The sequence below is a fragment of the Rhizobium sp. Root708 genome (genome assembly GCF_001429725.1).
Taxonomy (GTDB): domain Bacteria; phylum Pseudomonadota; class Alphaproteobacteria; order Rhizobiales; family Rhizobiaceae; genus Rhizobium.
The window spans coordinates 60,175-84,847 of record NZ_LMHV01000007.1 but is presented as its reverse complement, the minus strand read 5'-3'; the positions used below and the strand labels follow the sequence as shown (position 1 = coordinate 84,847).

The window sequence follows — 24,673 nt, the reverse complement described above, 5'->3', positions numbered from 1 at the left end:
CGATACTTAGATTTTTAGGCGTTATCTGATTCCGACATTAGCGATTGCGTGTTACGAAATTGCAACCGGGAGGCGATAATGCGCTGGAAAATCTTTGCTGTGTTAATGGCTCTGTCTTATGTTTGGGCCACCTGTGCCGATTTGAACGGCGTGCCGCGATCGCAGATGATGATGATCGGCAGCATATGTCTGGGCTTTTTTTCCACCATTGGCGTTTTGCTCTACGCGTTTGAGCGCGAGTTGTTCAGTGGGTGGTTCTGGACATGGTTTTCACGCGTCTATCTGGCGTGGATTTGCACATTCGGGGCTGTGTTCCTTGTACGGGTAGCGATGTTATCGTACAGCGCAGAGCCGAAGGTACTCATTGTGCTGCTTTGCGTCGTTGCGCTCACCGTCGCCGCGTACTTCTTTCAGTGGCTGGCGCTATCTCGCCATACGCGCGGCGAAGTCCTTCGCTGATCTCGACTTGGTCCATCGCTTGGGAGGCGCCTAACGCCTCCCAGAACTCGTAATCAGCCGCCGAGGGCGACTGCGATCTCGGCTGCGAGGCGGGCGTTATTCTCGACCAAGGCAATGTTGGTCTTCAGGCTCTGACCGTCAGTGAGGTCGAAGATTGTGCTTAGCAGGTAGGGCGTGACCGATTTGCCGCTGATCTCGTCGCGTTCGGCACTATCGAGCGCGCGCTCGATGTAGATTTCCATTTCCTCGCGCGGAATCTCGTCCGCTTCCGGAACGGGATTAGCAATCAGCATGCCGCCATCGATGCCGAGCTGCTCGCGAACGTTCTGGAAGTTGGCGATCGCAGCGGGGCTGTTGAGCGTCAGCGGGCTGCGCAGGCCGGAGGCGCGAGACCAGAATGCGGGGAATTCCTCGCTCTCGTAGGTGACAACCGGCACACCTGAGGTTTCCAGCACTTCGAGCGTCTTCGGGATGTCGAGGATCGCCTTGGCGCCGGCGCAGACGACGATCACGCCGGTGCGGCCCAGTTCCTGGAGGTCGGCCGAGATATCGAAGCTTTCCTCAGCACCCCGGTGCACGCCGCCGATGCCGCCCGTGGCAAAGACCTTGATGCCCGCCAGCTCGGCGGCGATCATCGTCGCAGCAACGGTGGTAGCGCCATGCCGGCGCTCGGCGATCGCAAAGGCGAAGTCGGCGCGCGACACTTTCAGGACATCCTTTGCCTGCGCCAGCTGCTCGAGTTGGTCGGGCTCCAGGCCGACATGCAATGTACCGTGGATCACGGCGATCGTTGCCGGCACGGCGCCCTGTTCGCGGATGATCGATTCGACGCTGCGCGCCATCTCGATGTTTCCTGGATAAGGCATGCCGTGGGTGATGATCGTCGATTCCAGAGCCACGATCGGCGCGCCGCGCTGCTTGGCACTTGCGACTTCCTTCGAATAGACAATCGGAAGGAGGGGGGAGACCTGTTTCGTCATTGTAGCTTCCATTTCATCGTATTGCGCTTCAATGCAGAATTCTCGCCTGCGGGACAAGTGCAAGCGTTTCCTTCAGCAGATCGGCGGAGAGGTTTTCATTGACTGCATGGGGCGACTGCACGGTGAGGGCGGCGGCGGCGGCACCCTCGCGAACCGCATCGGAAATCGGCTTATCGTTCAGCAGGGCGGCGATCACGCCCGCGGCCATGGAGTCGCCGGCGCCGGTGACATCGGCAACATTCTCGACGGTTGCCGGCTGAAGCGCCACGACGCGAGCCCCTTCAAAAGCAATGAGTTCTCGCTGCCCCCGGGTGACAACCGCACCCTTCAGGCCGATGTCCCTGAGAAGTGACGCCCAGTGGGCAGGGTCATTCGGTCGCTCTCCGGTCAGCGCGGCCGCTTCCGCTTCGTTGAGGAACAGATAGTCGAGACCATCGAGGCAAGCCTGCAGCTTAACCGCCTTGGCGGGCGAGATCGCGATCGCGCCGGTGCGTTTGCCGAGCGCGCGTGCCCGCGTGACGATCGCTTGCAGCGTCTCGGCAGGCAGGTTGGCGTCGAAGAGGATGAAGTCGGTTTCGGCAAAGGCATCGCGGATGGCCCTGATCGACAGGCGCCGTGGCACGAACATCTGGTAGAGGTTCATGTCGGCAAGGGCGATCACCAGATTGCCGTCCCGTTCGATGATTGCCGTGTAGCTCGGCGTCTTCCGGTCGAGAAAGACAAAGGGGCGGTCGATGACACCGGCGAAATCCGCTGCCTCGCTCACCATCTCGCCGGTCGGATCGCCACCGCGAGGTGATATCAACGTCACTTCGAAGCCGAGCCGCGCCAGATTGCGCGCCGCATTGAAGCCGCCGCCACCCGGTTCCTCAAACCATGTTCCGGGGTTGCTCGCGCCTTCCGCCGTCGTTCCCGAGATACGGCCGCGTCGGTCGATATGAGCGCCGCCCAGGACGAGAATCTTCTTCTGCATTGCCTGCCCTTCAACCCGCCTCAGTTCGAATCGTCGTGGACTTCAGGGCCCGTAGCGCCTGTAGCACGGCCGCTAAGCCATTGCTTTGCCTTATTAAAACAAATGAAGAACACGACGTATTTTACCTTTTTATTTCAATAGTTTGAATGGCGCTTGCCTGATGAGAACAAATCCGGTACAAAATCGACATCGGCGGCGACATTGCTTGAGCGGCTTCAATAACCTAAAGGTGGATCGAATGTCACAGAATTCATTGCGGCTCGTAGAGGACAAATCGGTGGACAAAAGCAAGGCACTTGAAGCGGCACTCTCACAGATCGAGCGGTCGTTCGGCAAGGGCTCAATCATGAAGCTGGGCTCGAACGAGAGCGTGGTCGAGATCGAGACGGTATCGACCGGCTCTCTCGGCCTCGATATCGCGCTTGGCATTGGCGGCCTGCCGAAGGGCCGCATTATCGAGATTTACGGGCCGGAAAGCTCGGGCAAGACGACGCTGGCGCTGCAGACCATTGCGGAAGCGCAGAAGAAGGGCGGCATCTGCGCCTTCGTCGACGCCGAACACGCGCTCGATCCTGTCTACGCCCGCAAGCTGGGCGTCGATCTGCACAATCTCCTGATCTCGCAGCCGGATACCGGCGAGCAGGCGCTCGAAATCACCGATACGCTGGTACGCTCCGGTGCCGTCGACGTGCTGGTCGTGGACTCAGTCGCGGCACTGACGCCGCGCGCCGAAATCGAAGGTGAAATGGGCGACAGCCTGCCGGGCTTGCAGGCCCGACTGATGAGCCAGGCGCTGCGTAAGCTGACGGCTTCGATCTCGAAGTCGAAGACCATGGTCATCTTCATCAACCAGATCCGCATGAAGATCGGCGTCATGTTCGGTTCGCCGGAAACGACGACCGGCGGTAACGCGCTGAAATTCTACGCTTCCGTCCGCCTCGACATCCGCCGTATCGGCCAGGTCAAGGAACGCGAAGAGGTGATCGGCAACCAGACGCGCGTCAAGGTCGTCAAGAACAAGATGGCGCCTCCCTTCAAGCAGGTCGAATTCGACATCATGTATGGCGAAGGCGTCTCCAAGACCGGCGAGTTGGTCGATCTGGGCGTCAAGGCCGGCATCGTGGAAAAATCGGGTGCGTGGTTCTCCTACAGCAGCCAGCGCCTTGGCCAGGGCCGCGAGAACGCCAAGATCTTCCTGCGGGATAATCCCGAGGTGATGCGCGAAATCGAGACGTCGATCCGTCAAAATGCGGGCCTGATCGCCGATAAGCTGCAGAATGGCGGTCCCGACGCCAATGACAGCGATGATAACTCGTAAGCCTTCGCCAACTTAATCGTTTGAAACCGGCCGCATTCCTTGATCAGAATGCGGCCGGTTTTGTTTGTCTGCTGGACAGTGGTTAACGTGGACGATAAAAGCCACTGAATTTGAGTTTAGACCTGCCTTTACGGCAGCATTGAAGGGCATAGCATGAGCGGTGTGAATGATATCCGGTCGACCTTCCTCGACTACTTCAAGAAGAACGGCCACGAAATCGTTCCGTCGAGCCCGTTGGTGCCTCGCAACGATCCGACGTTGATGTTCACGAACGCCGGTATGGTGCAGTTCAAGAATGTCTTCACCGGTCTCGAGCCGCGTCCCTACAAGACAGCATCGACCGCGCAGAAGTGCGTGCGCGCCGGCGGCAAGCATAACGACCTCGATAACGTCGGCTATACCGCGCGCCACCATACCTTCTTCGAGATGCTCGGAAACTTCTCCTTCGGCGATTACTTCAAGGAGCAGGCAATCGAACATGCCTGGACCCTGATCACCAAAGAATTCGGGCTTGACGCCAAGCGGCTGCTTGTCACCGTCTATCACACCGACGACGAGGCCTTTAATCTCTGGAAGAAGATTGCCGGACTGTCCGACGACAAGATCATCCGCATCGCGACCAGCGATAACTTCTGGGCGATGGGCGATACCGGTCCATGCGGTCCCTGTTCTGAGATTTTCTACGATCACGGCGATCACATCTGGGGCGGCCCTCCCGGCTCTCCGGAAGAGGACGGCGATCGGTTCATCGAGATCTGGAATCTCGTTTTCATGCAGTACGAGCAGCTCACCAAGGAAGAGCGCGTCGACCTGCCGCGTCCGTCGATCGATACCGGAATGGGTCTCGAGCGCGTAGCGGCTGTCCTGCAGGGCAAGCACGACAACTACGATATCGACCTGTTCCGTGCCTTGATCGAGGCTTCGGAAGAGGCAACCGGCGTTAAGGCCGAAGGCGAGCAGCGCGCCAGCCATCGCGTCATCGCCGACCATTTGCGCTCGTCGGCATTCCTGATCGCCGACGGCGTGCTGCCGTCCGCTGAAGGCCGCGGTTATGTCCTGCGCCGTATCATGCGCCGCGCCATGCGCCATGCCGAACTGCTCGGCGCCCGCGAACCGCTGATGTGGAAGCTCCTGCCGGCGCTGATCCAGCAGATGGGCCGCGCCTATCCGGAACTCGTACGCGCCGAAGCGCTGATCACCGAGACGCTGAAGCTTGAGGAAACCAAGTTCCGCACGACGCTGAAGCGCGGCCTGTCGCTGTTGTCGGACGCGACGACGACGCTCGGCAAGGGCGACATGCTCGACGGCGAGACCGCTTTCAAGCTCTACGACACCTATGGCTTCCCGCTCGACTTGACGCAGGACGCGCTGCGCGCCCGCGAAATCAGCGTCGACCTCGCCGGCTTTACCGATGCGATGGATCGCCAGAAGGCGGAAGCACGCTCGCACTGGGCCGGTTCCGGCGACAAGGCCACGGAAACCATCTGGTTCGAGCTGCGCGACAAGCATGGCGCAACCGAGTTCCTCGGCTATGACACCGAGACGGCCGAAGGCGTCGTGCAGGCGATCGTCAAGGACGGTGTTGCCGTCGAGGCGGCCGCCAAGGGCGACAAGGTGCAGATCGTCGTCAACCAGACGCCGTTCTACGGCGAGTCCGGCGGACAGACGGGCGATACCGGGATCATCGCCTCCGATACCGCGAAGATCGAAATCTCCGATACGCAGAAGCGCGGCGAGGGACTGTTCGTCCACACCGGTACCGTCGTCGAGGGCAATGTGAAGGCTGGCGACGCGGTTGCCATGACCGTCGATCACGCCCGCCGTTCGCGCATCCGCGCCAACCACTCGGCGACCCACCTGCTGCATGAAGCGCTGCGTGAGGTTCTCGGCACACACGTCGCGCAGAAGGGCTCGCTGGTCGCGCCCGAGCGCCTGCGCTTCGACGTTTCGCATCCGAAGCCGATGACGGCCGAAGAGCTGAAGCAGGTCGAAGATATGGCCAACGAGATCATCCTGCAGAATTCGCCGGTGACGACACGTCTGATGAGCGTCGATGACGCGATCGAAGAGGGCGCGATGGCGCTATTCGGCGAGAAGTACGGCGAGGAAGTGCGCGTGGTCTCGATGGGCCGCGGCCTGCATGGCGCCAAAACGGGCAAGGCCTACTCGGTCGAGCTCTGCGGTGGTACGCATGTGTCGGCGACCGGTGACATCGGTCTCGTGCGCATTCTCGGCGATAGCGCGGTCAGCTCCGGCGTGCGCCGCCTCGAAGCGGTGACCGGCGAGCCGGCCCGTGCCTATCTGGCCGAGCAGGACGAGCGCGTGAAGGCGCTTGCCGGCGCGCTCAAGGTGCAGCCGGGCGAGGTGCTGTCGCGCGTCGAGGCGTTGATGGACGAGCGCCGGAAGCTCGAAAAGGAACTGGCCGATGCCAAGCGCAAGCTCGCCATGGGCGGCGGGCAGGGTGGCTCCGACGATGCCGTGCGCGAGGTCGGTGGCGTCAAATTCCTCGGCAAGGCGATCTCGGGCGTGGATCCGAAGGATCTCAAGGGTCTCGCCGATGATGGCAAGGCTACCCTCGGCTCCGGCGTGGTTGCTCTGATCGGTGTATCCGACGATGGCAAGGCGAGCGCCGTTGTCGCCGTCACGCCTGACCTGACCGGCCGTTTCAGCGCTGTGGATCTCGTCCGCGTCGCGTCAGCGGCATTGGGCGGAAAGGGCGGCGGCGGTCGCCCGGACATGGCCCAAGCCGGCGGACCTGACGGTGCGAAAGCCGATGAGGCGATCGAGGCCGTGGCGCTCGCGCTGGCAAGCTGAGCGCACTGAGCTTTATCGAGTTTTGGAAAGGCGGGGCAATCCCGCCTTTTTCTTTGCGCCTCGGCCAAGTCAGCAGGATTTGTCAAATCACGCTATGGTTCTGTGTGGCCGATCGGTTTGCAAGAGGTTCCGACATGAATGGCGCAACGGCTTGGACGCTTTATGAAACCCGGCTTCGGCGGGTATCCGCCCATATCCACAATCATCTCGACGAGGAGCTGGATATGGACAAGCTTGCGGAGATCGCCTGCATCTCGAGCTATCACTGGCATCGGGTCTACCGTGCCATTCATGGCGAGACGCTTGCCGCGACCGTAAAGCGATTGCGGCTGCATCGTGCCGCAGGCGATATCGTAGGTACGCATCTTTCAGTTGGGGAAATTGCAAAGCGATCAGGCTATCCCAACCTCCAGTCATTCAACCGCATTTTCAAGTCCGTCTACGGCATGCCGCCGGCGCAATACCGGAAGAAGGGTAGTCACACAGCGTTTGAACCTTCACCTAACGGAAAGATCGCAACGATGTTTGATGTTACCTTACGCAAGATTGAACCAATTCAATTGATTGGCGTGCCGCACCTCGGTTCGTACATGCAGATCGGCCAAGCGTTCGAGACGTTGTTCGGCACCCTGCATGTCCGAGGGCTGGCCAGGCCGACGATGCGGATGATCGGTGTTTATTTCGATGATCCCGATATCGTACCCGCCGATAAGCTGCGCTCTATCGCATGCGTGAACACTGATGGCGGTGCTGCCATCGCACCGCCACTGCAGGCACAGATGCTGGATGGCGGCGAGTATGCTGTGCTGCGTCACAAGGGGCCATACGCCAATATGCACAAGGCCTACCAGTGGCTCTACGCGGAATGGCTGCCTGCTTCCGGCCGGCAGTTGCGAGACAATCTCATGTTCGAGGAGTACCTGAACAACCCTCGCGAGGTGCCGCCGACCGAGCTTCTGACCGACATCTACATGCCGCTTGGCTAGCCTATTCGGCCGCCTTCATGGAGGCATCGTCTATCTCCGACGCCCGTTTGTAGCCGGGACGTTCCATCAGGCGGCCGAAGTAAGCGACGAAAGCCTGGCGCTTCTCGATCGTGCCGAAGCTCATGCCCCAGCCGATATGCGAGCCAACATAGACGTCGGCCGCTGTGAAGCGATTGCCGGCGATATAGGGCGAGGCGCCGACTGCCTTCTCCAGCGTGTTCATGACGTCGGAAAAGCTGCCGTAACCCGCCATGCGGCTCTTGTCGGGAGGCGTATCGAAGCCCAGCGCCTTGTTGGTGGCTGCGGCTTCGAGCGGCCCGGCTGCAAAGAACATCCAGCGATAGTAGTTGCCGCGTTCATCCGGCTTCGGGGCGAGGTTCGCCTCCGGGAAGGTGTCGGCGAGGTAGGCGCATATCGCGGCGCATTCGGTGACAACAGTCTTGCCGTGACGGATCGCCGGCACTTTTCCCATCGGGTTCACGGCGAGATATTCCGGCGACTTCATCCCGCCCTCGAAGCCAATGATCTCCGTATCATAGGGAACGCCGGTCTCCTCCAGCATCCAGCGGGCGATGCGGCCGCGTGACATGGGGTTTGTGTAGAGCGTCAGTTCCTCTGCCATTCATTCCTCCTCCTGTTGGGTTTTGGTGATACCCCGACCGTCAGCCGGGAAATAGGACAGCGCTGGTTGAAGCAAAGTCCGCCGGTTCGATCAAAGCGCCTTGCGATACTGGATGAAGCCGGAGCGCGCGGCGATCCGGTCGTACAGCTTTCGCGCTGTTGCGTTGGTTTCGTGCGTCATCCAGTAGAGCCGTCCCGCACCGTTTGCCCGGGCAAGGTCGGCGACTGCATCGATCAGGAGCGCACCGGTGCCAAGGCCGCGCTGATTGCTTTCCACGTAGAGATCCTGGAGATAGCACGTCCATTTCGGCAACCAGGTCGAGCGGTGGAAGATGGCGTGGACGATGCCGACCAGGTTTCCCTCGGCATCGAATGAGCCGAGCGCGTGCATTTCCTCCGCGGGGTCGTGGAAGCGGTTCCAGGTCAGATCGGTCGTCTCGTCGGGAATGACGACTTCATAGAAGCGCTGGTAGGCAAGCCACAGCGGTTCCCATGCCGTGCGCTCGGAAGGCTGAAGTGGGCGAATGGTGGCGGTCATTCCTGCTGTTCCCTGATTGTCTTGTCCTGAAACGAAAACGGCGGGGAAAATCCCCGCCGTCCATTCTGATATTTGCGTCTGGCTTATGCCATGGCCTTCTGCAGGTTCTCGTCGATCTTGTCGAGGAAGGCGGTGGTCGAGAGCCACGGCTGATCCGGGCCGATGAGCAGCGCCAAGTCCTTGGTCATGAAGCCGGCTTCGACGGTGTCGACGCAGACCTTTTCGAGCGTCGCTGCGAACTTCGCGAGTTCAGCATTGTCGTCGAGCTTGGCGCGGTGCGCGAGGCCACGGGTCCAGGCGAAGATCGACGCGATCGAGTTCGTCGAGGTTTCCTGGCCTTTCTGGTGCTGGCGGTAGTGCCGCGTAACGGTACCGTGGGCCGCTTCGGCTTCGACGGTCTTGCCATCCGGAGACAGCAGAACCGAGGTCATCAGGCCGAGCGAGCCGAAGCCCTGGGCAACCGTATCCGACTGAACGTCGCCGTCGTAGTTCTTGCAGGCCCAGACATAGCCACCGGACCACTTCAGTGCCGAAGCGACCATGTCGTCGATCAGGCGGTGTTCGTAGGTGATGCCGACTTCGGCAAACTTTTCCTTGAACTCGGTCTGGTAGATCTCTTCGAAGATATCCTTGAAGCGACCGTCATAGGCCTTGAGGATGGTGTTTTTGGTCGACAGGTAGACCGGCCACTTGCGCATCAGGCCGTACATCATCGAGGCGCGGGCGAATTCGCGGATCGACTCGTCGAGGTTGTACATGGCCATCGCCACGCCGGCGCCAGGAGCGTCGAAGACGTCCTTCTCGATGACCTGACCGTCTTCGCCGACGAACTTGATCGAGAGCTTACCCTTGCCCGGGAATTTGAAATCGGTTGCCTTGTACTGGTCGCCGAAAGCGTGACGACCGACGACGATCGGCTTGGTCCAGCCGGGAACGAGGCGCGGAACGTTCTGGCAGATGATCGGTTCGCGGAAGATAACGCCGCCGAGAATGTTGCGGATCGTGCCGTTCGGGCTCTTCCACATCTGCTTGAGGTTGAATTCCTTGACGCGATCTTCATCGGGCGTGATCGTCGCGCACTTGATGCCGACGCCATGCTTCTTGATGGCGTTGGCGGCGTCGATCGTCACCTGGTCGTTGGTGGCGTCGCGGTTTTCGACGGAAAGGTCGAAATAGTCGATGTCGAGGTCGAGATACGGATGGATCAGCTTATCCTTGATGAGCTGCCAAATGATGCGAGTCATTTCATCGCCGTCGAGATCGGCGACGGGATTGGCGACCTTGATCTTCTTCATGTATCTGCCTCGTTAAGCTTGGAGGGACGGGCGTCCCGGGTGGGTGATATGAAATCCCGAGCGCTATAGCATTGTGAGCCGACAGTGCAAAGCCGCAAGCGGCGGCGCGAGGTGCGTTTTTGCGGCATTGCCAAGCAGAGGAAAATGGCTAGTCTCCGCGCCGAGTCCATTGCCCCGGATATCTCGCCATGAAGAAGTTTGCCCTCACTTTCGCTCTGCTCCTCAGTGTTTCAGCGCCGGCTCTTGCGGGAGATGCGACCGCTCCGGTCAAGGAGATCATGGACGCGACGATCAAGAACTGGTCCGGCACCGACAGCGATTGGGTCGATATCTTCGACGACAGCCGCCTGACGCGCCTCTACAGCCAGGATTTCGTCACGAAGTACAGGGCGGCGATCCAGAACCCGGCGGCGGATGAAGACGGCATTTCACCCTTTGACTACGATGTCATCGTCAACGGACAGGACGCCTGCCCATTGCAGGATCTCGCCTATGCTCCGAAGGCCGGTGCGAACGGGACGACCGAGGTCGTGGTCACCTTCAAGAAGGCGACTTGCATGGACGACGGATCCGACAAGCAGGCCGTCACGACTGTTCGGTTCGAGGTGATCGACGAGGGAAGCAATTCCGTCATCGACGACGTGATCACGGAAGGCGATGCCGGCCAGCCGCCGAATTCGCTGAAGAACACGATGGTCCTGATCGCCAAGGGCGAGTGAGCCTCAGGATTGAAATTGATTTTATGCCGACCGAGGCTAATTGACCGGTAGGGTAACGATGCGATTCCGCCGTTCCAGGGGCCTGCTGCGTGTTTTCCGGGTTTGATTTTCGAGATTGGCTGCTCGCCAACGATCCGGCGCTGTCGCGCCTCAGGATCGCTTCGCGGGTAACGTTGACGATCGCGCTGTCGTTCGCGGCGCTGCTTGTGATCGACTACCTGATCGTTCCGCTACCCCTGGCGTCATTTGGCTTGGGGATTGTGCTGTCGATCGAGGGCGGCGTCGCCGTGCGTGACAAGGGTGGCGCCAGGCAGCTTGTCACGCGGTTGCTCGGCTGTGCGGCAAGTATTCTCGTCGTCGGCCTCTCAGCCAGCCTCGAGGGACACCGCTATGTTTCGGATGGTGTCTTCCTCCTCGTCATCTTTCTAGCCGTCTCGGCGCGCATATTCGGACCACGCGGGCATGCCATCGGCATGTTCTCGTTTACCTCCTATTTCATGGGGGCCTATTTTCATCCTCCGATCGCGGACCTGCCGCTTATCGCGGTCGGGCCCGTGGTCGCGGCACTCATCGGGCACGCAGTCCGTTCGCTGGTGCTGCCTGACGACTGGCGGCGCGATCTCCTGCGGTCGCTGGAGAGCGTTCGGGGTCGCATCAATCAGATCCTTTTCAAAATCGCGGCGCTTGCGGCCGAGGGACATGTCACCGAAGCCGACCGGCAGGAAATGAACGGGCTGGAGGAGCGGCTGAAGGAAGTGGTGCTGATGGCCGAGAGCTTCGTCCCGCGTCCGCCGAGCGGTGTCCTCGACGCGGCGACGGAGCCTGCCGGAGAACTCGCGATCCGACTGTTCGACGCGCACCTCGCTGCCGAAAGCGCGATCGTTCTCAGTTCGCAGAAGCTGCCGGCGTTTAGTCTCGTGCATGCAGTGATCGAGGGTGGCGCGACACCTGCAATTCCTGATGTCGCCGGCGATCCCGCTTCTGAAACGTCGCACGCCCTGGTGAGGCTCGGGGAGGCGCGGGCGCAACTCGATAAGACGATCGAACGGGGTCATCTGACCGGTTTTGCAGAGATAGCGGCGGTCGAGGACACACCGACGCCGGCCGAGAAGCTCGATTTCTCGCTCGCCAATCCTCTCGTTCGCGCCGCCTTGCAGACGACGCTTGCATCGGCGATCGCGATGGCGCTCGGCTTGGCGCTTTCCCGCGATCGATGGTTCTGGGCCGTGCTGGCTTCGTTCCTTGTCTTCACCAACACGAATTCTCGCGGCGATACGGCCATGAAGGCGCTGCAGCGCTCGATCGGGACGCTCTTCGGGATCGCGATCGGCCTCGTGCTCGCCACCATGTTGAACGGGTATGCGCCCGCGGCATTCGTCGTGACCGGCATTTCGATCTTCCTGGCCTTCTATTTCCTGCAGAGTTCGTATGCGACGATGACCTTTTTCGTCTCGATCGCACTCTGTCTCGTTTACGGAATGATCGGCTCGCTGACGCTCGACCTGCTCGTGCTCCGCATCGAGGAAACGGCGCTCGGTGCTGCAGCCGGGACGCTCATCGCCTTTGTGGTCTTTCCGGCGCGCACGCGGGGAGCGCTCGAGGAGGTGCTCGCGAAATGGTTTGCGGCGCTCTCGGAGCTGCTGAAGGCTGCCAAGGACGGTCAATCCACGCCCATTCTGATATCCTTGTCGCAGAAGCTGGATGCGGCTTATCGCGATGTCGCAACGGCTGCGCGTCCGCTCGGATCATCGTGGTCCATTGTCACCAAGCCGGGACATATCCGGCAGACGCTGGCGATCTTTCTCGCTGCTACCTATTGGGCAAGAGTTATGGCAAAGAGCGAGCCAGGATCCCTCGAGCCCGAGGACAGGCGCCGGCTGATAGAGGCGGCTATCGCTCGGCTTGCATCTGTTTCGGAGCGGCGGGCGGACTGCTTTTTCCTCGATCGTAAGAGCACCGGTGGGACGACGCGGCATCTTCCGCTGTCGAGCGCCAGTTCGCGGCTTGGAGTGGAAATGCTGGGTTCAACGCTTGATCGGCTATACCCGAACGCTTGAACCCTTGCCGTTTCGGCCCGGCTTGGCTATTCCGCCCGTAACACAAGGATCCAGCGTCATGGCAGGCACGAACAGCGAGCGGCAACTTCTCACGGAAGGTCCGGTTATCATTCTCGTCGAACCCCAGATGGGGGAGAATATCGGAATGGTCGCCCGCGCCATGGCGAATTTCGGTCTGGCGGAATTGCGATTGGTCAATCCCCGCGACGGCTGGCCGAACGAGAAGGCGCAGGCGGCGGCCTCAAGGGCGGATCATGTCATCGAGGGCACGAAGGTTTTCGAAACCCTGGAGGAGGCCATCGCCGACCTGAATTTCGTCTACGCGACGACGGCGCGCGAACGTGACGGCTTCAAGCCGGTGCGCTCGCCTGTGGTGGCGGCGGAGACGCTTCGGGCGAAGTTTCGCGCGGGCGAGGGCACCGGTATCCTTTTTGGCCGCGAGCGTTGGGGTCTCTCCAATGAAGAGGTTGCGCTGGCCGACGAGATCGTCACCTTCCCGGTCAACCCGGCCTTTGCCTCGCTCAATATCGCGCAGGCGGTGCTGTTGATGTCCTACGAGTGGATGAAGTCGGGCATGGAGGATGTCGGGACCGTTCCGTTCCAGGCGATGGAGCAGACGCAATCGACGAAGGAACAATTGCACGGCCTCTACGATCAGTTGGAAGAAGCGCTCGATGCGCGCAATTATTTCCATCCGCCCGCGAAAAAGCCGAAAATGATAGACAACCTGCGAGCAGTCCTTTCCCGTCGCGCTTTCACGGAACAGGAAATCAGCGTGTTGCGCGGCGTGATCTCCTCCCTGGACCGCTTCTCGCGGAAATATCCGCGCGGCAGCCGGTCGCCCGTCGATATCAAGGAACAATCGGAAGATGACAGCAGCGCCGAATGAGCTGAAGCCGGTTCTGGTCTTCGATTCCGGAATCGGGGGGCTGACTGTGCTCCGCGAAGCGCGCGTGCTGATGCCGGAGCGCGGCTTCATCTACATTGCCGACGATGCCGGCTTTCCCTATGGCGGCTGGGAAGAACAGGCGCTGAAGGAACGGGTCATCGGCCTTTTCGCCAAGTTGCTTGTCGATCACGATCCCGAGGTCTGCATCATTGCCTGCAACACCGCGTTCACGCTCGTCGGTGCTGATCTGCGCGCGGCCTTTCCGCAGATGACGTTCGTCGGGACGGTGCCGGCGATCAAGCCGGCGGCCGAACGGACGCGCTCCGGGCTCGTTTCTGTTCTGGCGACCCCGGGCACGGTCAAGCGCGCCTATACGCGCGACCTGATCCAGTCCTTCGGGCAGCAGTGTCACGTTCGCCTGGTCGGCTCCGAAAACTTGGCTAGGATGGCGGAGGCTTACATTCGCGGCGACGCGATCTCCGATGAGGCCGTGCTTTCCGAGATTGATCAGTGCTTCGTGGAGAAGGATGGTTCGAAGACCGATATCGTCGTTCTCGCCTGTACGCATTATCCCTTCATGGCGAACGTCTTCCGGCGGCTCGCACCCTGGCCGGTCGATTGGCTGGATCCGGCCGAAGCAATCGCGCGGCGTGCCCGCAGCCTCGTGCCGCAGGTAGCCGATGCCGTGCACCCGGATAATTTCGACTTCGCGGTCTTCACGTCAGGCAATCCCGATTTCGCCACGCGGCGGCTGATGCAGGGATTTGGGCTCAAGGCTTGAGGTTCAGTAGACAGTCGCGGGCGCCTTAAATGGATTGATCGCGGATGCGATGGGGGCTATCGCAAAGGCTGATGACTGCGCAGACTGAGGGTTGTGATTCGCATCCGTCCCGCCAGGCTTTCGCATGTCCTTCCAAAAACTCGTCATGGCTATCTTTTTCCTGCAGCCGATCGCGTTCGGCAGCTGGTTGCCGCGCATTCCGGAAATCCAGGCTCGCCTTGAGCTCGGGCCGGCCGATCTTGCCCTGGCGCTGCTTGGGATGCCTGTTGGCATTCTCACGACCCTGCCTTTCGCGGGACGTGTGGTTGCCCGCATCGGGGGGAAGACCACTGTTATCGCGGGATTTTTCGTCTTCTCGGTGATCGTCTGCCTTCCGGCATTCTCGCGGACGCCGCTCGAATTGTTCATTGCGCTGGCGCTGCTTGGTGTCGCGATGTCGACGTTGGAGCTCGGGCTGAATGTCGAAGCTGACCGCGCTGAAAAGGATACCGGTTCTGTCATCATGAACCGTTGCCATGGCTTCTGGAGCCTTGGCATCATGGCGGGCAGCCTGCTTGGTTCGGGCATGGTGGCGATTGCAGCACCGGCCGAATGGGCCATCATGGCGGCAGCCTTCGTCGTTCTGCCGTTTGCCGTTGTTGTCAGTCTTCGCCTGCCAGCCGACCGCGAGGCCGGCGCGGCCCCGCCACATATGCCGTTCAAACTGCCGAGCAGCGCATTGCTCGGCATCTGCGCCTTCGTCTTCGGGATTACCATGACAGAAGGCGCCATCGCCGACTGGTCCGCTGTTTATCTCAAGGATGTCTTCCAGACCGACGGCATGATGACCGGTATCGGCTACACGATCTTCGCCATGATGGTGGCGACCGGACGGTTCAGCGGAGACCATCTGAAGCAACGTTTCGGAGCGATCCGTCTTGCGCGTGGTTGCGGGGCGGCGGCTCTGGCCGGCATGCTCATTGTCGTCTTTGCCTGGCACAGCATAGTGACGCTGGCCGGCTTTGCCTTGCTCGGGATCGGGGTGTCGGTGGGGTTTCCGCTGGCTGTGACAGCAGCGGCAAGTCTCCGTGATCGGCCGGCGGCGGCCAATGTCGCCATCCTATCCTTCATGGCCCTCACGGGGTTCTTGATCGGGCCGCCTCTGATCGGCTTCATCGCGGAGGTCTTGGGCCTGCGCGTCGGTTTGGCGGTGTTGCTGGTGCCGCTCGTGATCAGCCTGGGCTTCACGCGGATGCTGAAGGCCAGTGTGTGATGTTTTCTCCTGTGGGTTTGTTCAGCCGTGTTGCCAAAGACACGGTCAAACCTGCTAGGACGCTTGTTCTAACGAAAAGAGGAATGTGACATTGCAGGTTGGTATCGATATGGGATCGGCGTCGGGAGGCAATCCGGCCACGCTCGATATCGAGGAGCTTCTGGCTACCCGTCTTCTGGTGCAGGGCAATTCCGGCTCCGGCAAGTCGCATCTGCTCCGCCGTCTGCTGGAGCAATCCGCGCAATGGGTGCAGCAGGTCATCATCGATCCCGAGGGTGATTTCGTCACGTTGTCGGACAAGTTCGGCCACGTCGTCGTCGATGGTGAGCGCACCGAGGCGGAACTCGCCGGCATTGCCAATCGTATCCGCCAGCACCGCGTTTCCTGCGTTCTCACGCTCGAAGGGCTTGAAGTCGAGCAGCAGATGCGCGCCGCCGCAGCCTTCCTCAACGGCATGTTCGATGCCGATCGCGAGTTCTGGTATCCGGTTCTGGTGGTGGTCGACGAAGCGCAGATGTTCGCGCCGTCGGTCGCCGGCGAAGTGTCCGACGACGCGAGAAAGATGTCGCTCGGTGCCATGACGAACCTGATGTGCCGCGGTCGTAAGCGTGGCCTTGCCGGGGTGATCGCGACGCAGCGGCTGGCAAAGCTTGCCAAGAACGTGGCCGCTGAAGCCTCGAACTTCCTGATGGGGCGCACCTTCCTCGATATCGACATGGCGCGTGCTGCCGATCTGCTCGGCATGGACCGCCGCCAGGCGGAAATGTTCCGGGACCTGAAACGCGGCAATTTCGTGGCTCTCGGGCCGGCTCTTTCGCGTCGCCCGCTGCCGATCCAGATCGGCAATGTCGAGACGTCGGCGCGTTCGTCCAGCCCCAAGCTCATGCCGTTGCCGGATGCCCCGCAGGACGTCGAAGACCTGATCTTCACGCCGGATCCAGAGGAATTTCAAAGGCCGATCGTGCGCCGTGCTCCGCCCGCGCCACGGCCGACCACCGATATCCTCGCCGAATTGTCGCGCTCCGCGCCTGCTGCCTCGGCTCCCGTTTCGGAGGGGCGTTCCTCCCAGCCGGAATTGTCCCCAGAGGAGCGGGAGGAAAGGCTGACGGCGGTGCTGCACGAGATACTCGACGATCCTGGCTCCGGATTCCGAACGGATTCCGTGCTTTATCAGGAGTTCCTTGTGCGCCTTCGCATGCGCCGGGTTCCCGGCGCTCCGATGTCCCTGCCGGAGTTTCGGCGCCGCGTCGCGATTTCTCGCTCCGGCGTGGACGCGGCAACGGCGGAAACCGAGGCCTGGGGAACGGCGCTGTCGCTCGCTTCGGGTGTCACCGACGATCTGCAGGGTGTTTTCCTGATGCTGGCAAAGGCTGCCGTCTGCGGCGAGCCATGCCCGTCCGATGCACGGATTGCCCGGGCTTACGGCACTCATTCCGCGCGGCGGGCGCGGCGTCTGCTCGGCTATTTCGAGGAGCAGGGGACGGTGGTGGTCCACACGGATTTCGCCGGCAAGCGCATCGTCGCTTTCCCCGACATGAATTGCCAGACAGCTCCCGGCGATGCCAACGCGCCCGATGCGGATGAGATGCGCTCCGCGGCCGAATGAGACTGGATCGAGCGCGGACAATCGGCTCGGTCTATAGTCGATCTCTAATGTCACACGAAGAAGTTGCTTTTGTCACAAGAGCTTCATTCGGGTGGTGGATAAGGCGCGCGACCCAAGCGGTCGATGCGGATTATCAAAAGGAGATCTCGGTCATGAGAAACAATGTTCGTCACCAGTTGCTGCGCCTTGTCGTTGGCGGCCTGCTTTCAACCGTCGCCATTCAGCCTGGCTATGCCGACGATGCAGCGAACAAGCTTCTAGAGCGTGCAGCGAGCGCGGATCTCAGCGTTCCCGGTGGCGCGCGCCGCCTCTCCGGCGATATCACCGAGGCCTATCGCGCCGCGCTCAGCGATACTCGCCCGAAGAACGTTATCCTGCTGATCGGCGATGGCATGGGCGATTCCGAAATCACCATCGCACGCAACTATGCGGTTGGCGCAGGTCAGTATTTCAAGGGCATCGATGCACTGCCGGTCACCGGCCAGTACACGCATTATTCGCTCGACAAGAAAACCGGCAAGCCGACCTACGTGACCGACTCCGCTGCCTCCGGTACCGCCTGGGCGACCGGCGTGAAGTCCTATAACGGTGCGATCGGCGTCGACATTCACGAGAAGGCCCACGAAACCCTGCTCGAGAAGGCAAAGGCTGCCGGCATCGGCACAGGCAACGTATCGACGGCCGAACTGCAGGACGCAACGCCTGCCGTCCAGATCGCGCATGTGACGCAGCGCAAGTGCTACAGCCCTGCATCCACGACCGAGAAGTGCCCGACCAACGCGCTTGAAAACGGCGGCAAGGGTTCGATCAGCGAGCAGCTGCTGAATGCGCGGGCAGACGTGACGCTCGGTGGTGGCGCGAAGAGCTTCGCCGAAACCGCGAAGGCAGGCGACTGGAAGGACAAGACGCTTCGCCAGCAGGCCGAGGAGCGTGGCTACAAGATCGTCTCCAACCTCGATGAGCTTCAGGCGGTCAAGCAGGCAAATGACAGTGCGCCGGTGCTCGGCCTGTTTGCCGAAGGCAACATGCCGGTTCGCTGGGAAGGCCCAAAGGCCAGCCACTACGGTAACATCGAGAAGGAGCCTGTCGTCTGCAAGCCGAACGAGAAGCGCACGGCGGCAACCCCGACGCTGGCACAGATGACCTCGAAGGCGATAGAACTGCTTCGGACGAACGAGAAGGGTTTCTTCCTCCAGGTTGAGGGTGCCTCGATCGACAAGCAGGATCATGCCGCCAATCCGTGCGGCCAGATCGGCGAAACGGTCGATCTCGATGAAGCGGTTCAGGCAGCGCTGAAGTTTGCACAGGAAGCCGGCGACACGCTCGTCATCGTCACCGCCGACCACGCGCATGCTAGCCAGATCGTCGACGCTGACACCAAGGCTCCGGGCCTGACCGAAGCGCTGATGACGAAAGACGGCGCCGTCATGGCCGTGAGCTACGGCAACTCCGACGACGCTGACGATCAGGGTCACACCGGCTCGCAGCTGCGAATCGCTGCCTACGGCCCGCGTGCCGCCAATGTCACCGGCCTGACGGACCAGACGGATCTGTTCTATACGATCAGCGACGCTCTTGGCCTGAAGACTGAAACGGCGAGCGCAAAGTAAGCCGCGAAGGCCGGCACACCAGGCAGTATTGCGGGGCGAAGACGTGGAATTGTGATTGACATTCCAGCGACTTCACCCTAAAGACCGCGCCAGCACCGGGCAGAAATGTCCGGTGTTTCATTTGACATGTCCCGTGGATTTGTCCTGTTCGCGTAATAGGATGATCCTGTCGGATCCTCGAAAGAAGATCAAAGGAGGGCGTGTTTCCTTCACGCGGTTTGGCAACAAACCGTTCTAACTTTCTGAAAGGAAATACGATGAGCAAGCGCGAATCGTCTAAGTACAAAATTGACCGCCGTATGGGCGAAAACATCTGGGGCCGTCCGAAGTCCCCGGTGAACCGCCGCGAATACGGCCCGGGCCAGCATGGTCAGCGCCGCAAGGGCAAGCTTTCTGACTTCGGTGTGCAGCTGCGCGCCAAGCAGAAGCTGAAGGGTTACTACGGTGACCTGCGCGAAAAGCAGTTCCGTGCAATCTTCGCTGAAGCCGCACGCCGCAAGGGTGACACCTCCGAAAACCTGATCGGTCTTCTGGAGTCCCGTCTGGACGCAGTCGTTTATCGCGCCAAGTTCGTTCCGACCGTTTTCGCTGCCCGTCAGTTCGTGAACCACGGCCACGTGACCGTGAACGGCGTCCGCGTCAACATCGGTTCCTACCGTTGCAAGGCTGGCGACGTCATCGAAGTTCGTCAGAAGTCGAAGCAGCTGGTTACGGTTCTCGAAGCCGTCAGCCTGGCTGAACGCGACGTTCCTGACTACATCGAAGCCGACCATAACAAGATGGTTGCTACCTTCGCACGCGTTCCGGCGCTCGGCGACGTACCGTATCCGGTCGTCATGGAGCCGCATCTGGTGGTCGAATTCTATTCGCGTTAATCGCGAGGCGTTTTCGCATACGGAAAAGCCGCCTCTTGGGGCGGCTTTTTTGTTATCTGGGGAGATACGATGACAAACTTGCAGGCAGTTCTCGACAGCATCCACAAGGAGCTGGCGCCCCGCATCGGCGAGGGCAAGGTTGCGGACTATATTCCGGAGCTTGCCAAGATCGATGCGAACCAGTTCGGTCTGAGCGTGGTGACGGTAGACGGCAAGGTCTACAACGTCGGCCATGCCGATGTGCCGTTCTCCATCCAGAGTATCTCCAAGGTTTTCATGCTGACGCTCGCTCTCGGCAAGGTCGGCGAGGGGCTGTGGAAGCGAGTCGGTCGCGAACCGTCAGGCTCCGCCTTCAACTCGATCGTCCAGCTCGAGCAGGAGCAGGGCATTCCTCGCAATCCCTTCATCAATGCGGGCGCAATCGCCGTGAGCGATGTCGTCATGGCTGGCCATGCGCCGCGTGAGGCGATCGGTGAGCTGCTGCGCTTCGTCCGCTATCTCGCGGACGACGAGTCGGTCACCATCGACGATCGCGTTGCGAAGTCTGAGACGCAGACGGGCTACCGCAACTTTGCGCTCGCCAATTTCATGCGCTCCTATCGCAACCTCGACCATCCGGTCGAGCATGTGCTCGGCGTCTATTTCCACCAGTGCGCGCTGTCGATGACCTGCGAGCAACTGGCCAAGGCCGGACTGTTTTTGGCGGCACGCGGCAGCAATCCGACGACGGGGCATTCGGTCGTCTCGCCGAAGCGGGCGCGGCGCATCAATGCGCTGATGCTGACCTGCGGCCATTATGATGGATCCGGCGACTTTGCCTATCACGTCGGCCTTCCCGGCAAGAGTGGAGTCGGCGGCGGCATCTTTGCGGTGGCACCGGGCATCGCCTCGATTGCCGTCTGGTCGCCGGGCCTCAACAAGGTCGGCAACTCACAGCTCGGCGCCGTCGCACTCGAAATGCTGGCGGCCCGCACCGGCTGGTCGGTTTTCGGCGATTGATACTGGGTTGTCGTGACGCTTTCTGCTAAGGCGGAAGCAGTGACCGATTGGACGAGAGAATGAACATCGCAGCCAACATTGCCGATGAGCTGGAAACGCCGAACGCGGATGGCGCGATCTCGCACGCGCTCTTTTCCGAGGCTCCGAGTTCTGTGTCGTTCAACAAGTTGCGCAAGCGGCTGTTGCGCAACATCAGGCAAGCATTCGACGATTTTGCGATGCTGAAGGGGCAGAAGCGTTGGCTGATCGGTGTCTCCGGCGGCAAGGACTCGTATGGGCTGCTCGCCCTTCTCCTCGACCTGCAGTGGCGCGGTCTTCTGCCGGTGGAACTGATCGCCTGCAACCTCGACCAGGGCCAGCCGAACTTCCCCAAGCATATCCTGCCGGAATATCTCACCAAGGTCGGCGTCAAGCACCGCATCGAGTATCGCGATACCTATTCGATCGTGAAAGAGAAGGTTCCGGAGGGGGCGACCTATTGCTCGCTCTGTTCGCGCCTGCGCCGCGGCAATCTGTATCGGATCGCCAAGGAGGAGGGCTGTGACGCACTGGTGCTCGGTCACCACCGCGAGGACATTCTCGAGACCTTCTTCATGAATTTCTTCCATGGCGGGCGGCTGGCCTCGATGCCGGCCAAGCTGCTCAATGACGAGGGCAACCTCATGGTGCTGCGCCCGCTCGCCTATTGCGCGGAAGACGACATGGCGAAATTCGCGGCTGCGATGCAGTTTCCGATCATTCCCTGCGATCTCTGCGGCTCCCAGGACGGACTGCAGCGCAATGCGATGAAGGACATGCTTGCCGACATCGAGCGGCGCATGCCGGGCCGCAAGGATACGATGCTGAGGGCTCTCGCGCATGTGAACCCGTCGCACCTGCTCGATCCGAAGCTTTTCGATTTCGCTGGCCTGATGGCCGGAGAGACTGCGTCGAAGAGTGAATAGCCGGCGCTCACGCCAAAGAAGGAAAGTCCATGAGTTCCACGATAGATGTAGCGACGCTTGCCGATCTCCTGAGGCGGGCGGCGAAGGCAGAGATATTGCCGCGTTTCCGTCGCCTTGGAAGCGATGACGTGCGCGCCAAGAGTGAGGCGACCGACCTAGTGACGGAAGCCGACCTGCAGGCAGAGCGGATGATCAAGGCGGAAGCCGCGGCCCTTTGGCCAGATGCGGTGTTCATCGGTGAGGAATCGGTCGCGGCTGATCCCGATCTGCTCGGCAAGCTCGAGGGAGCAGACCTTGCCATCGTCGTCGACCCCGTGGATGGCACCTTCAATTTTGCATCGGGCATCCCAGCCTTCGGCGTCATGGCCTCGGTGATATCCAAGGGCGAAACCGTTGCCGGCATCATCTACGACCCGATGGGTGACGATTGGGTGATGGGCGAAAAGGGCGGCGGCGCTTGGCTTCGGCGCCCTGATGGCGACGCGGAGCGGCTTTCGGTTGCAGCGCCCGTGGCGCTGGAGGACATGGTCGGCATGGCATCGACAGGCTTCCTACCGAAGCCGAAGCGCAGCGAGATCCTCTCCAATCTCGCCAAGGTTCGGTTCCTCGCCAACTACCGCTGCGCGGCACATGAATATCGCGCTTTCGTCGGCGGTCATGTGCATTACCTGATGTACAACAAGCTGATGCCCTGGGATCACCTTGCCGGCACCCTGCTCAGCATCGAGGCCGGTGCTCATGCCACGCGTTTCGACGGCTCGCCCTATCTGCCGCACCATACGAACGGCGGCCTGCTGATCGCGCCCGACAAGGAGAGCTGGGACATTCTGCGGCGTGAAGTCTTCACCATCTGAAACCATAGCCCCGGGCGTGCAGATCTTGCGCACCCAGGAAAGTCCATGCGCACAGACGTACAATACGAGCAGCCACGCCAGTCGTAGATGTTCTCCCGTTTCGAAATGACGAGGAGAGTATGATGGATACAGCGCAGACAATGGCGTTTTTGCTGTTTGCGTTTATCGCGGCGGTTACACCTGGACCCAGTAACACACTGGTCCTATCGACAGGCGCGGCCGTCGGCACGTTAAGAGGAATCGGCTGTCCGCTCGGCGCATCGCTTGGCATGGGCGTGATGATCATTCTAAGCGCCTTCGGTGTCGGGGAAATTGTCGCCGCCGCGCCGGCTATTGTAATAGCGATGAAGTTGGCGGGATCCCTGTTTCTGCTGTGGCTTGCCTGGAAGATCGCCAATGCGGGTACCGTTGAAGCGGACGGCCAGAGGCGGGTGGTTGGATTTCGCCAGGCTTTTCTATTCCAATGGCTGAACCCGAAAGGTTGGCTGGTCGCGCTGAGCGCGGGCAGCACGTTCCTTGTATCGTCGCAGCACGCTGGGGCCAGCGGCGCCTTGTGGATGGGCGCGCTGTTCGCAGCCGCCGCGTTTCCTGCCGGGTTCCTTTGGCTCGTCCTGGGCACCCTCGTGGCCAAGTTTTTACGCACCCCGCGTTCGGCGCGGTTCTTCAATATCGCGATGGCGTTGGCGCTGGCTCTCTCGGTCGCACTTGTGTGGCGCTAGCTGTTGAAAAAGTTTCGCCCGCAACGATGCGTTGCGGGCGAGAAGGAATGCGATAAGCGGCTCAATCAGAAATGGCCGGCACCGGGATCGAGCTGCGGGTCGTCGCCCGGATGGGTGAAGAGCTTGCCGCCTTCCGCCCAGAGCGTTGCTGCGATGCTGATTGTCCCGAACACCGCGAAGCCGCCGAAGAGCGGCTGCACCGTGCCGTTGAACAGCTGGCCGACCGCGCCGCCGAGGATGGCGCCGAAGGTGGTCGAGACGAAGCCGGTGATCGAGGTCGCTGTGCCCGCGAGATTGCCCATCGGCTCCAGGCTGATTGCCGTGAAGTTGGTGGCGATCACGGCGAACATCATCAACAGGATCGTGAAGAGCGCATAGGCGAAGGCGAAGCTCGGTGTGCCGCCGAGCGCCTTGAAGAAGCCAATCGCCGAGATGATGGTGAACAATATCATCGCCACGTGCGAGATGCGGCGCATGCCGAACTTGCGCACGAAGAAGCCGTTGGCGAAGTTGGCGACCGCGATGCCGCCGGCAGTGGCTGCAAAGGCGATCGGAAGCCAGTCGCCGAGGCCGTAGACCTCGCCGAAGACCTGCTGAACGGAGATCACATAGGCGCTGATGACGGCGGTGAACATGGTCAGGCCGATCATGTAGCCGCAGGTGATCTTGTTGGTCAGAACCGTCTTGAAGCCGTCGACCACGTTGCCGAAGGAGAGGGGGATGCGCTCTTCGCGCGGCAGCGATTCCTTCAGACGAAGGGATGCCCAGATGAATAGGATGGCGCCGACGATGCCGAGCAGGATGAAGATCCAGTGCCAGTTGGCATAGGTGATGATCAGCTGCCCGACCGAGGGGGCGACGATCGGCACGATCATGAAGACGATCATGACGTAGGACATGACACGCGCCATTTCGCGGCCGCCAAAACAGTCGCGGACGACGGCCATGGTGGTAATGCGGACGGCCGCGCCGCCGAGACCCTGGATGAAGCGCATGACGAGCAGCATCTCGAAGCTGCCGGTGGCAGCTGCGCCGAACATGGCGAGCACATAGACCGCGAGGCCGCCGAGCATGATGTTGCGGCGGCCGAACGTGTCCGACAGGCTGCCGAAGATGATCTGCGACACGCCGAAGCCGAGGAAGAAGACGCCGATGACGAGCTGCGCGTCGTTGGCGTTGGCGACATTCAGCGCATGGCCCATGGCGGGCAGGGCGGGCAGCATGCTGTCGATCGCCATGGCGACACTTGCCGTCATGATGGCGATGGTGATGACGAATTCGAGGAAGCCCATGCCGATGCGGCTGGATCCCTGGTTTTCGGTGTGCGGCTTATGGGGCGGCGTCATATGATTGTCCTGAAATATAGATTTGTCTCAACCGTCGT

Annotated in this window: 21 protein-coding genes and 1 pseudogene; 16 read left to right on the top strand and 6 right to left on the bottom strand. The window is 61.0% G+C overall.

Annotation, left to right across the window (positions count from 1 at the left end; genetic code table 11):
• Positions 1–78 precede the first annotated feature (78 nt).
• Positions 79–459, top strand: a complete 381-nt coding sequence (locus tag ASE04_RS07335; protein WP_056814346.1) for a hypothetical protein — start codon at positions 79–81, stop codon at positions 457–459.
• Positions 460–512: 53 nt separating this feature from the next.
• Here the strand turns inward: ASE04_RS07335 and ASE04_RS07330 are convergent, their stop codons facing one another.
• Positions 513–1,439, bottom strand: coding sequence for a pseudouridine-5'-phosphate glycosidase (locus tag ASE04_RS07330; RefSeq protein ID WP_056814340.1), 927 nt, complete (start codon positions 1,437–1,439; stop codon positions 513–515).
• A 28-nt stretch (positions 1,440–1,467) separates the two neighbouring features.
• The gene (locus tag ASE04_RS07325; RefSeq protein ID WP_056814338.1) at positions 1,468–2,412 is read right to left on the bottom strand and encodes a carbohydrate kinase family protein; all 945 of its coding nucleotides are present in this window, start codon (positions 2,410–2,412) and stop codon (positions 1,468–1,470) included.
• Positions 2,413–2,650: 238 nt separating this feature from the next.
• Between ASE04_RS07325 and recA the strand changes: the two genes are divergently transcribed.
• From recA to ASE04_RS07310, 3 genes are all read left to right on the top strand, one after another.
• Positions 2,651–3,730 carry a recombinase RecA gene (gene recA, locus ASE04_RS07320; RefSeq protein WP_056814335.1) on the top strand — a complete coding sequence of 360 codons (1,080 nt, stop codon included), beginning with the start codon at positions 2,651–2,653 and terminating at the stop codon, positions 3,728–3,730.
• A 153-nt stretch (positions 3,731–3,883) separates the two neighbouring features.
• Positions 3,884–6,544 (top strand): alanine--tRNA ligase, encoded by a 2,661-nt coding sequence (gene alaS, locus ASE04_RS07315; RefSeq protein ID WP_056814332.1) that lies wholly within the window; start codon positions 3,884–3,886, stop codon positions 6,542–6,544.
• Positions 6,545–6,678: 134 nt separating this feature from the next.
• A complete protein-coding gene (locus tag ASE04_RS07310; RefSeq protein ID WP_056814327.1) occupies positions 6,679–7,530 on the top strand; it encodes an AraC family transcriptional regulator in 852 nt (283 codons plus the stop codon).
• 1 nt (position 7,531) lies between these two features.
• Here ASE04_RS07310 and ASE04_RS07305 read toward each other — a convergent pair whose 3' ends face one another.
• The 3 genes from ASE04_RS07305 to ASE04_RS07295 form a co-directional block, all read right to left on the bottom strand.
• Entirely contained in the window at positions 7,532–8,152 is a 621-nt protein-coding gene (locus ASE04_RS07305; RefSeq protein WP_056814325.1) for a glutathione S-transferase family protein, read from the bottom strand.
• A gap of 90 nt (positions 8,153–8,242) precedes the next feature.
• Positions 8,243–8,689, bottom strand: a complete 447-nt coding sequence (locus ASE04_RS07300) for a GNAT family N-acetyltransferase (protein ID WP_056814322.1) — start codon at positions 8,687–8,689, stop codon at positions 8,243–8,245.
• Between the two features lie 83 nt (positions 8,690–8,772).
• Positions 8,773–9,984, bottom strand: a complete 1,212-nt coding sequence (locus ASE04_RS07295; protein ID WP_056814319.1) for an NADP-dependent isocitrate dehydrogenase — start codon at positions 9,982–9,984, stop codon at positions 8,773–8,775.
• A gap of 188 nt (positions 9,985–10,172) precedes the next feature.
• Between ASE04_RS07295 and ASE04_RS07290 the strand changes: the two genes are divergently transcribed.
• The 12 genes and pseudogenes from ASE04_RS07290 to ASE04_RS07235 all read left to right on the top strand — a co-directional run bounded on the left by ASE04_RS07290 (position 10,173) and on the right by ASE04_RS07235 (position 23,289).
• Positions 10,173–10,703 (top strand): hypothetical protein, encoded by a 531-nt coding sequence (locus tag ASE04_RS07290; protein WP_056814316.1) that lies wholly within the window; start codon positions 10,173–10,175, stop codon positions 10,701–10,703.
• Between the two features lie 89 nt (positions 10,704–10,792).
• Positions 10,793–12,809, top strand: a pseudogene (locus tag ASE04_RS07285) (FUSC family protein); the annotation flags it as partial.
• Between the two features lie 9 nt (positions 12,810–12,818).
• Complete coding sequence (locus ASE04_RS07280; protein ID WP_056814309.1) at positions 12,819–13,649, top strand: RNA methyltransferase; 831 nt, start codon at positions 12,819–12,821, stop codon at positions 13,647–13,649.
• Positions 13,630–14,430: a glutamate racemase gene (murI, locus tag ASE04_RS07275; protein ID WP_056814307.1), complete on the top strand. Its 801-nt coding sequence runs from the start codon at positions 13,630–13,632 to the stop codon at positions 14,428–14,430. The genes ASE04_RS07280 and murI overlap by 20 nt, the downstream gene beginning before the upstream one ends.
• Positions 14,431–14,554: 124 nt before the next feature.
• Complete coding sequence (locus tag ASE04_RS07270) at positions 14,555–15,682, top strand: MFS transporter (RefSeq protein ID WP_056814304.1); 1,128 nt, start codon at positions 14,555–14,557, stop codon at positions 15,680–15,682.
• A gap of 91 nt (positions 15,683–15,773) precedes the next feature.
• Entirely contained in the window at positions 15,774–17,288 is a 1,515-nt protein-coding gene (locus tag ASE04_RS07265) for an ATP-binding protein (RefSeq protein ID WP_056814763.1), read from the top strand.
• A 152-nt stretch (positions 17,289–17,440) separates the two neighbouring features.
• Positions 17,441–18,898 carry an alkaline phosphatase gene (gene phoA / locus ASE04_RS07260; RefSeq protein WP_056814301.1) on the top strand — a complete coding sequence of 486 codons (1,458 nt, stop codon included), beginning with the start codon at positions 17,441–17,443 and terminating at the stop codon, positions 18,896–18,898.
• A 257-nt stretch (positions 18,899–19,155) separates the two neighbouring features.
• A complete protein-coding gene (gene rpsD / locus ASE04_RS07255; protein WP_056814299.1) occupies positions 19,156–19,773 on the top strand; it encodes a 30S ribosomal protein S4 in 618 nt (205 codons plus the stop codon).
• Positions 19,774–19,842: 69 nt separating this feature from the next.
• Entirely contained in the window at positions 19,843–20,772 is a 930-nt protein-coding gene (locus ASE04_RS07250; RefSeq protein ID WP_056814295.1) for a glutaminase, read from the top strand.
• A gap of 59 nt (positions 20,773–20,831) precedes the next feature.
• Positions 20,832–21,716, top strand: coding sequence for a tRNA 2-thiocytidine(32) synthetase TtcA (gene ttcA, locus ASE04_RS07245; RefSeq protein WP_056814292.1), 885 nt, complete (start codon positions 20,832–20,834; stop codon positions 21,714–21,716).
• A 29-nt stretch (positions 21,717–21,745) separates the two neighbouring features.
• The gene (locus tag ASE04_RS07240; RefSeq protein WP_056814290.1) at positions 21,746–22,570 is read left to right on the top strand and encodes an inositol monophosphatase family protein; all 825 of its coding nucleotides are present in this window, start codon (positions 21,746–21,748) and stop codon (positions 22,568–22,570) included.
• Between the two features lie 122 nt (positions 22,571–22,692).
• The gene (locus ASE04_RS07235; RefSeq protein ID WP_056814287.1) at positions 22,693–23,289 is read left to right on the top strand and encodes a LysE family translocator; all 597 of its coding nucleotides are present in this window, start codon (positions 22,693–22,695) and stop codon (positions 23,287–23,289) included.
• Between the two features lie 65 nt (positions 23,290–23,354).
• Here the strand turns inward: ASE04_RS07235 and ASE04_RS07230 are convergent, their stop codons facing one another.
• The gene (locus ASE04_RS07230) at positions 23,355–24,635 is read right to left on the bottom strand and encodes a multidrug effflux MFS transporter (RefSeq protein WP_056814284.1); all 1,281 of its coding nucleotides are present in this window, start codon (positions 24,633–24,635) and stop codon (positions 23,355–23,357) included.
• Positions 24,636–24,673: the final 38 nt, after the last annotated feature.

Bases quoted from the DNA above. Each gene is read 5' to 3' on its own strand.
- ASE04_RS07330 (WP_056814340.1), bottom strand. From the start codon at position 1,439: ATGACGAAACAGGTCTCCCCCCTCCTTCCGATTGTCTATTCGAAGGAA.
- ASE04_RS07290 (WP_056814316.1), top strand. From the start codon at position 10,173: ATGAAGAAGTTTGCCCTCACTTTCGCTCTGCTCCTCAGTGTTTCAGCG.
- ASE04_RS07295 (WP_056814319.1), bottom strand. From the start codon at position 9,984: ATGAAGAAGATCAAGGTCGCCAATCCCGTCGCCGATCTCGACGGCGAT.
- rpsD (WP_056814299.1), top strand. From the start codon at position 19,156: ATGAGCAAGCGCGAATCGTCTAAGTACAAAATTGACCGCCGTATGGGC.
- ASE04_RS07250 (WP_056814295.1), top strand. From the start codon at position 19,843: ATGACAAACTTGCAGGCAGTTCTCGACAGCATCCACAAGGAGCTGGCG.
- phoA (WP_056814301.1), top strand. From the start codon at position 17,441: ATGAGAAACAATGTTCGTCACCAGTTGCTGCGCCTTGTCGTTGGCGGC.
- ASE04_RS07305 (WP_056814325.1), bottom strand. From the start codon at position 8,152: ATGGCAGAGGAACTGACGCTCTACACAAACCCCATGTCACGCGGCCGC.
- ASE04_RS07230 (WP_056814284.1), bottom strand. From the start codon at position 24,635: ATGACGCCGCCCCATAAGCCGCACACCGAAAACCAGGGATCCAGCCGC.
- ASE04_RS07280 (WP_056814309.1), top strand. From the start codon at position 12,819: ATGGCAGGCACGAACAGCGAGCGGCAACTTCTCACGGAAGGTCCGGTT.
- ASE04_RS07300 (WP_056814322.1), bottom strand. From the start codon at position 8,689: ATGACCGCCACCATTCGCCCACTTCAGCCTTCCGAGCGCACGGCATGG.
- ASE04_RS07240 (WP_056814290.1), top strand. From the start codon at position 21,746: ATGAGTTCCACGATAGATGTAGCGACGCTTGCCGATCTCCTGAGGCGG.
- ASE04_RS07325 (WP_056814338.1), bottom strand. From the start codon at position 2,412: ATGCAGAAGAAGATTCTCGTCCTGGGCGGCGCTCATATCGACCGACGC.
- recA (WP_056814335.1), top strand. From the start codon at position 2,651: ATGTCACAGAATTCATTGCGGCTCGTAGAGGACAAATCGGTGGACAAA.
- ASE04_RS07270 (WP_056814304.1), top strand. From the start codon at position 14,555: ATGTCCTTCCAAAAACTCGTCATGGCTATCTTTTTCCTGCAGCCGATC.
- ASE04_RS07235 (WP_056814287.1), top strand. From the start codon at position 22,693: ATGGATACAGCGCAGACAATGGCGTTTTTGCTGTTTGCGTTTATCGCG.
- ASE04_RS07310 (WP_056814327.1), top strand. From the start codon at position 6,679: ATGAATGGCGCAACGGCTTGGACGCTTTATGAAACCCGGCTTCGGCGG.
- ttcA (WP_056814292.1), top strand. From the start codon at position 20,832: ATGAACATCGCAGCCAACATTGCCGATGAGCTGGAAACGCCGAACGCG.
- murI (WP_056814307.1), top strand. From the start codon at position 13,630: ATGACAGCAGCGCCGAATGAGCTGAAGCCGGTTCTGGTCTTCGATTCC.
- ASE04_RS07335 (WP_056814346.1), top strand. From the start codon at position 79: ATGCGCTGGAAAATCTTTGCTGTGTTAATGGCTCTGTCTTATGTTTGG.
- alaS (WP_056814332.1), top strand. From the start codon at position 3,884: ATGAGCGGTGTGAATGATATCCGGTCGACCTTCCTCGACTACTTCAAG.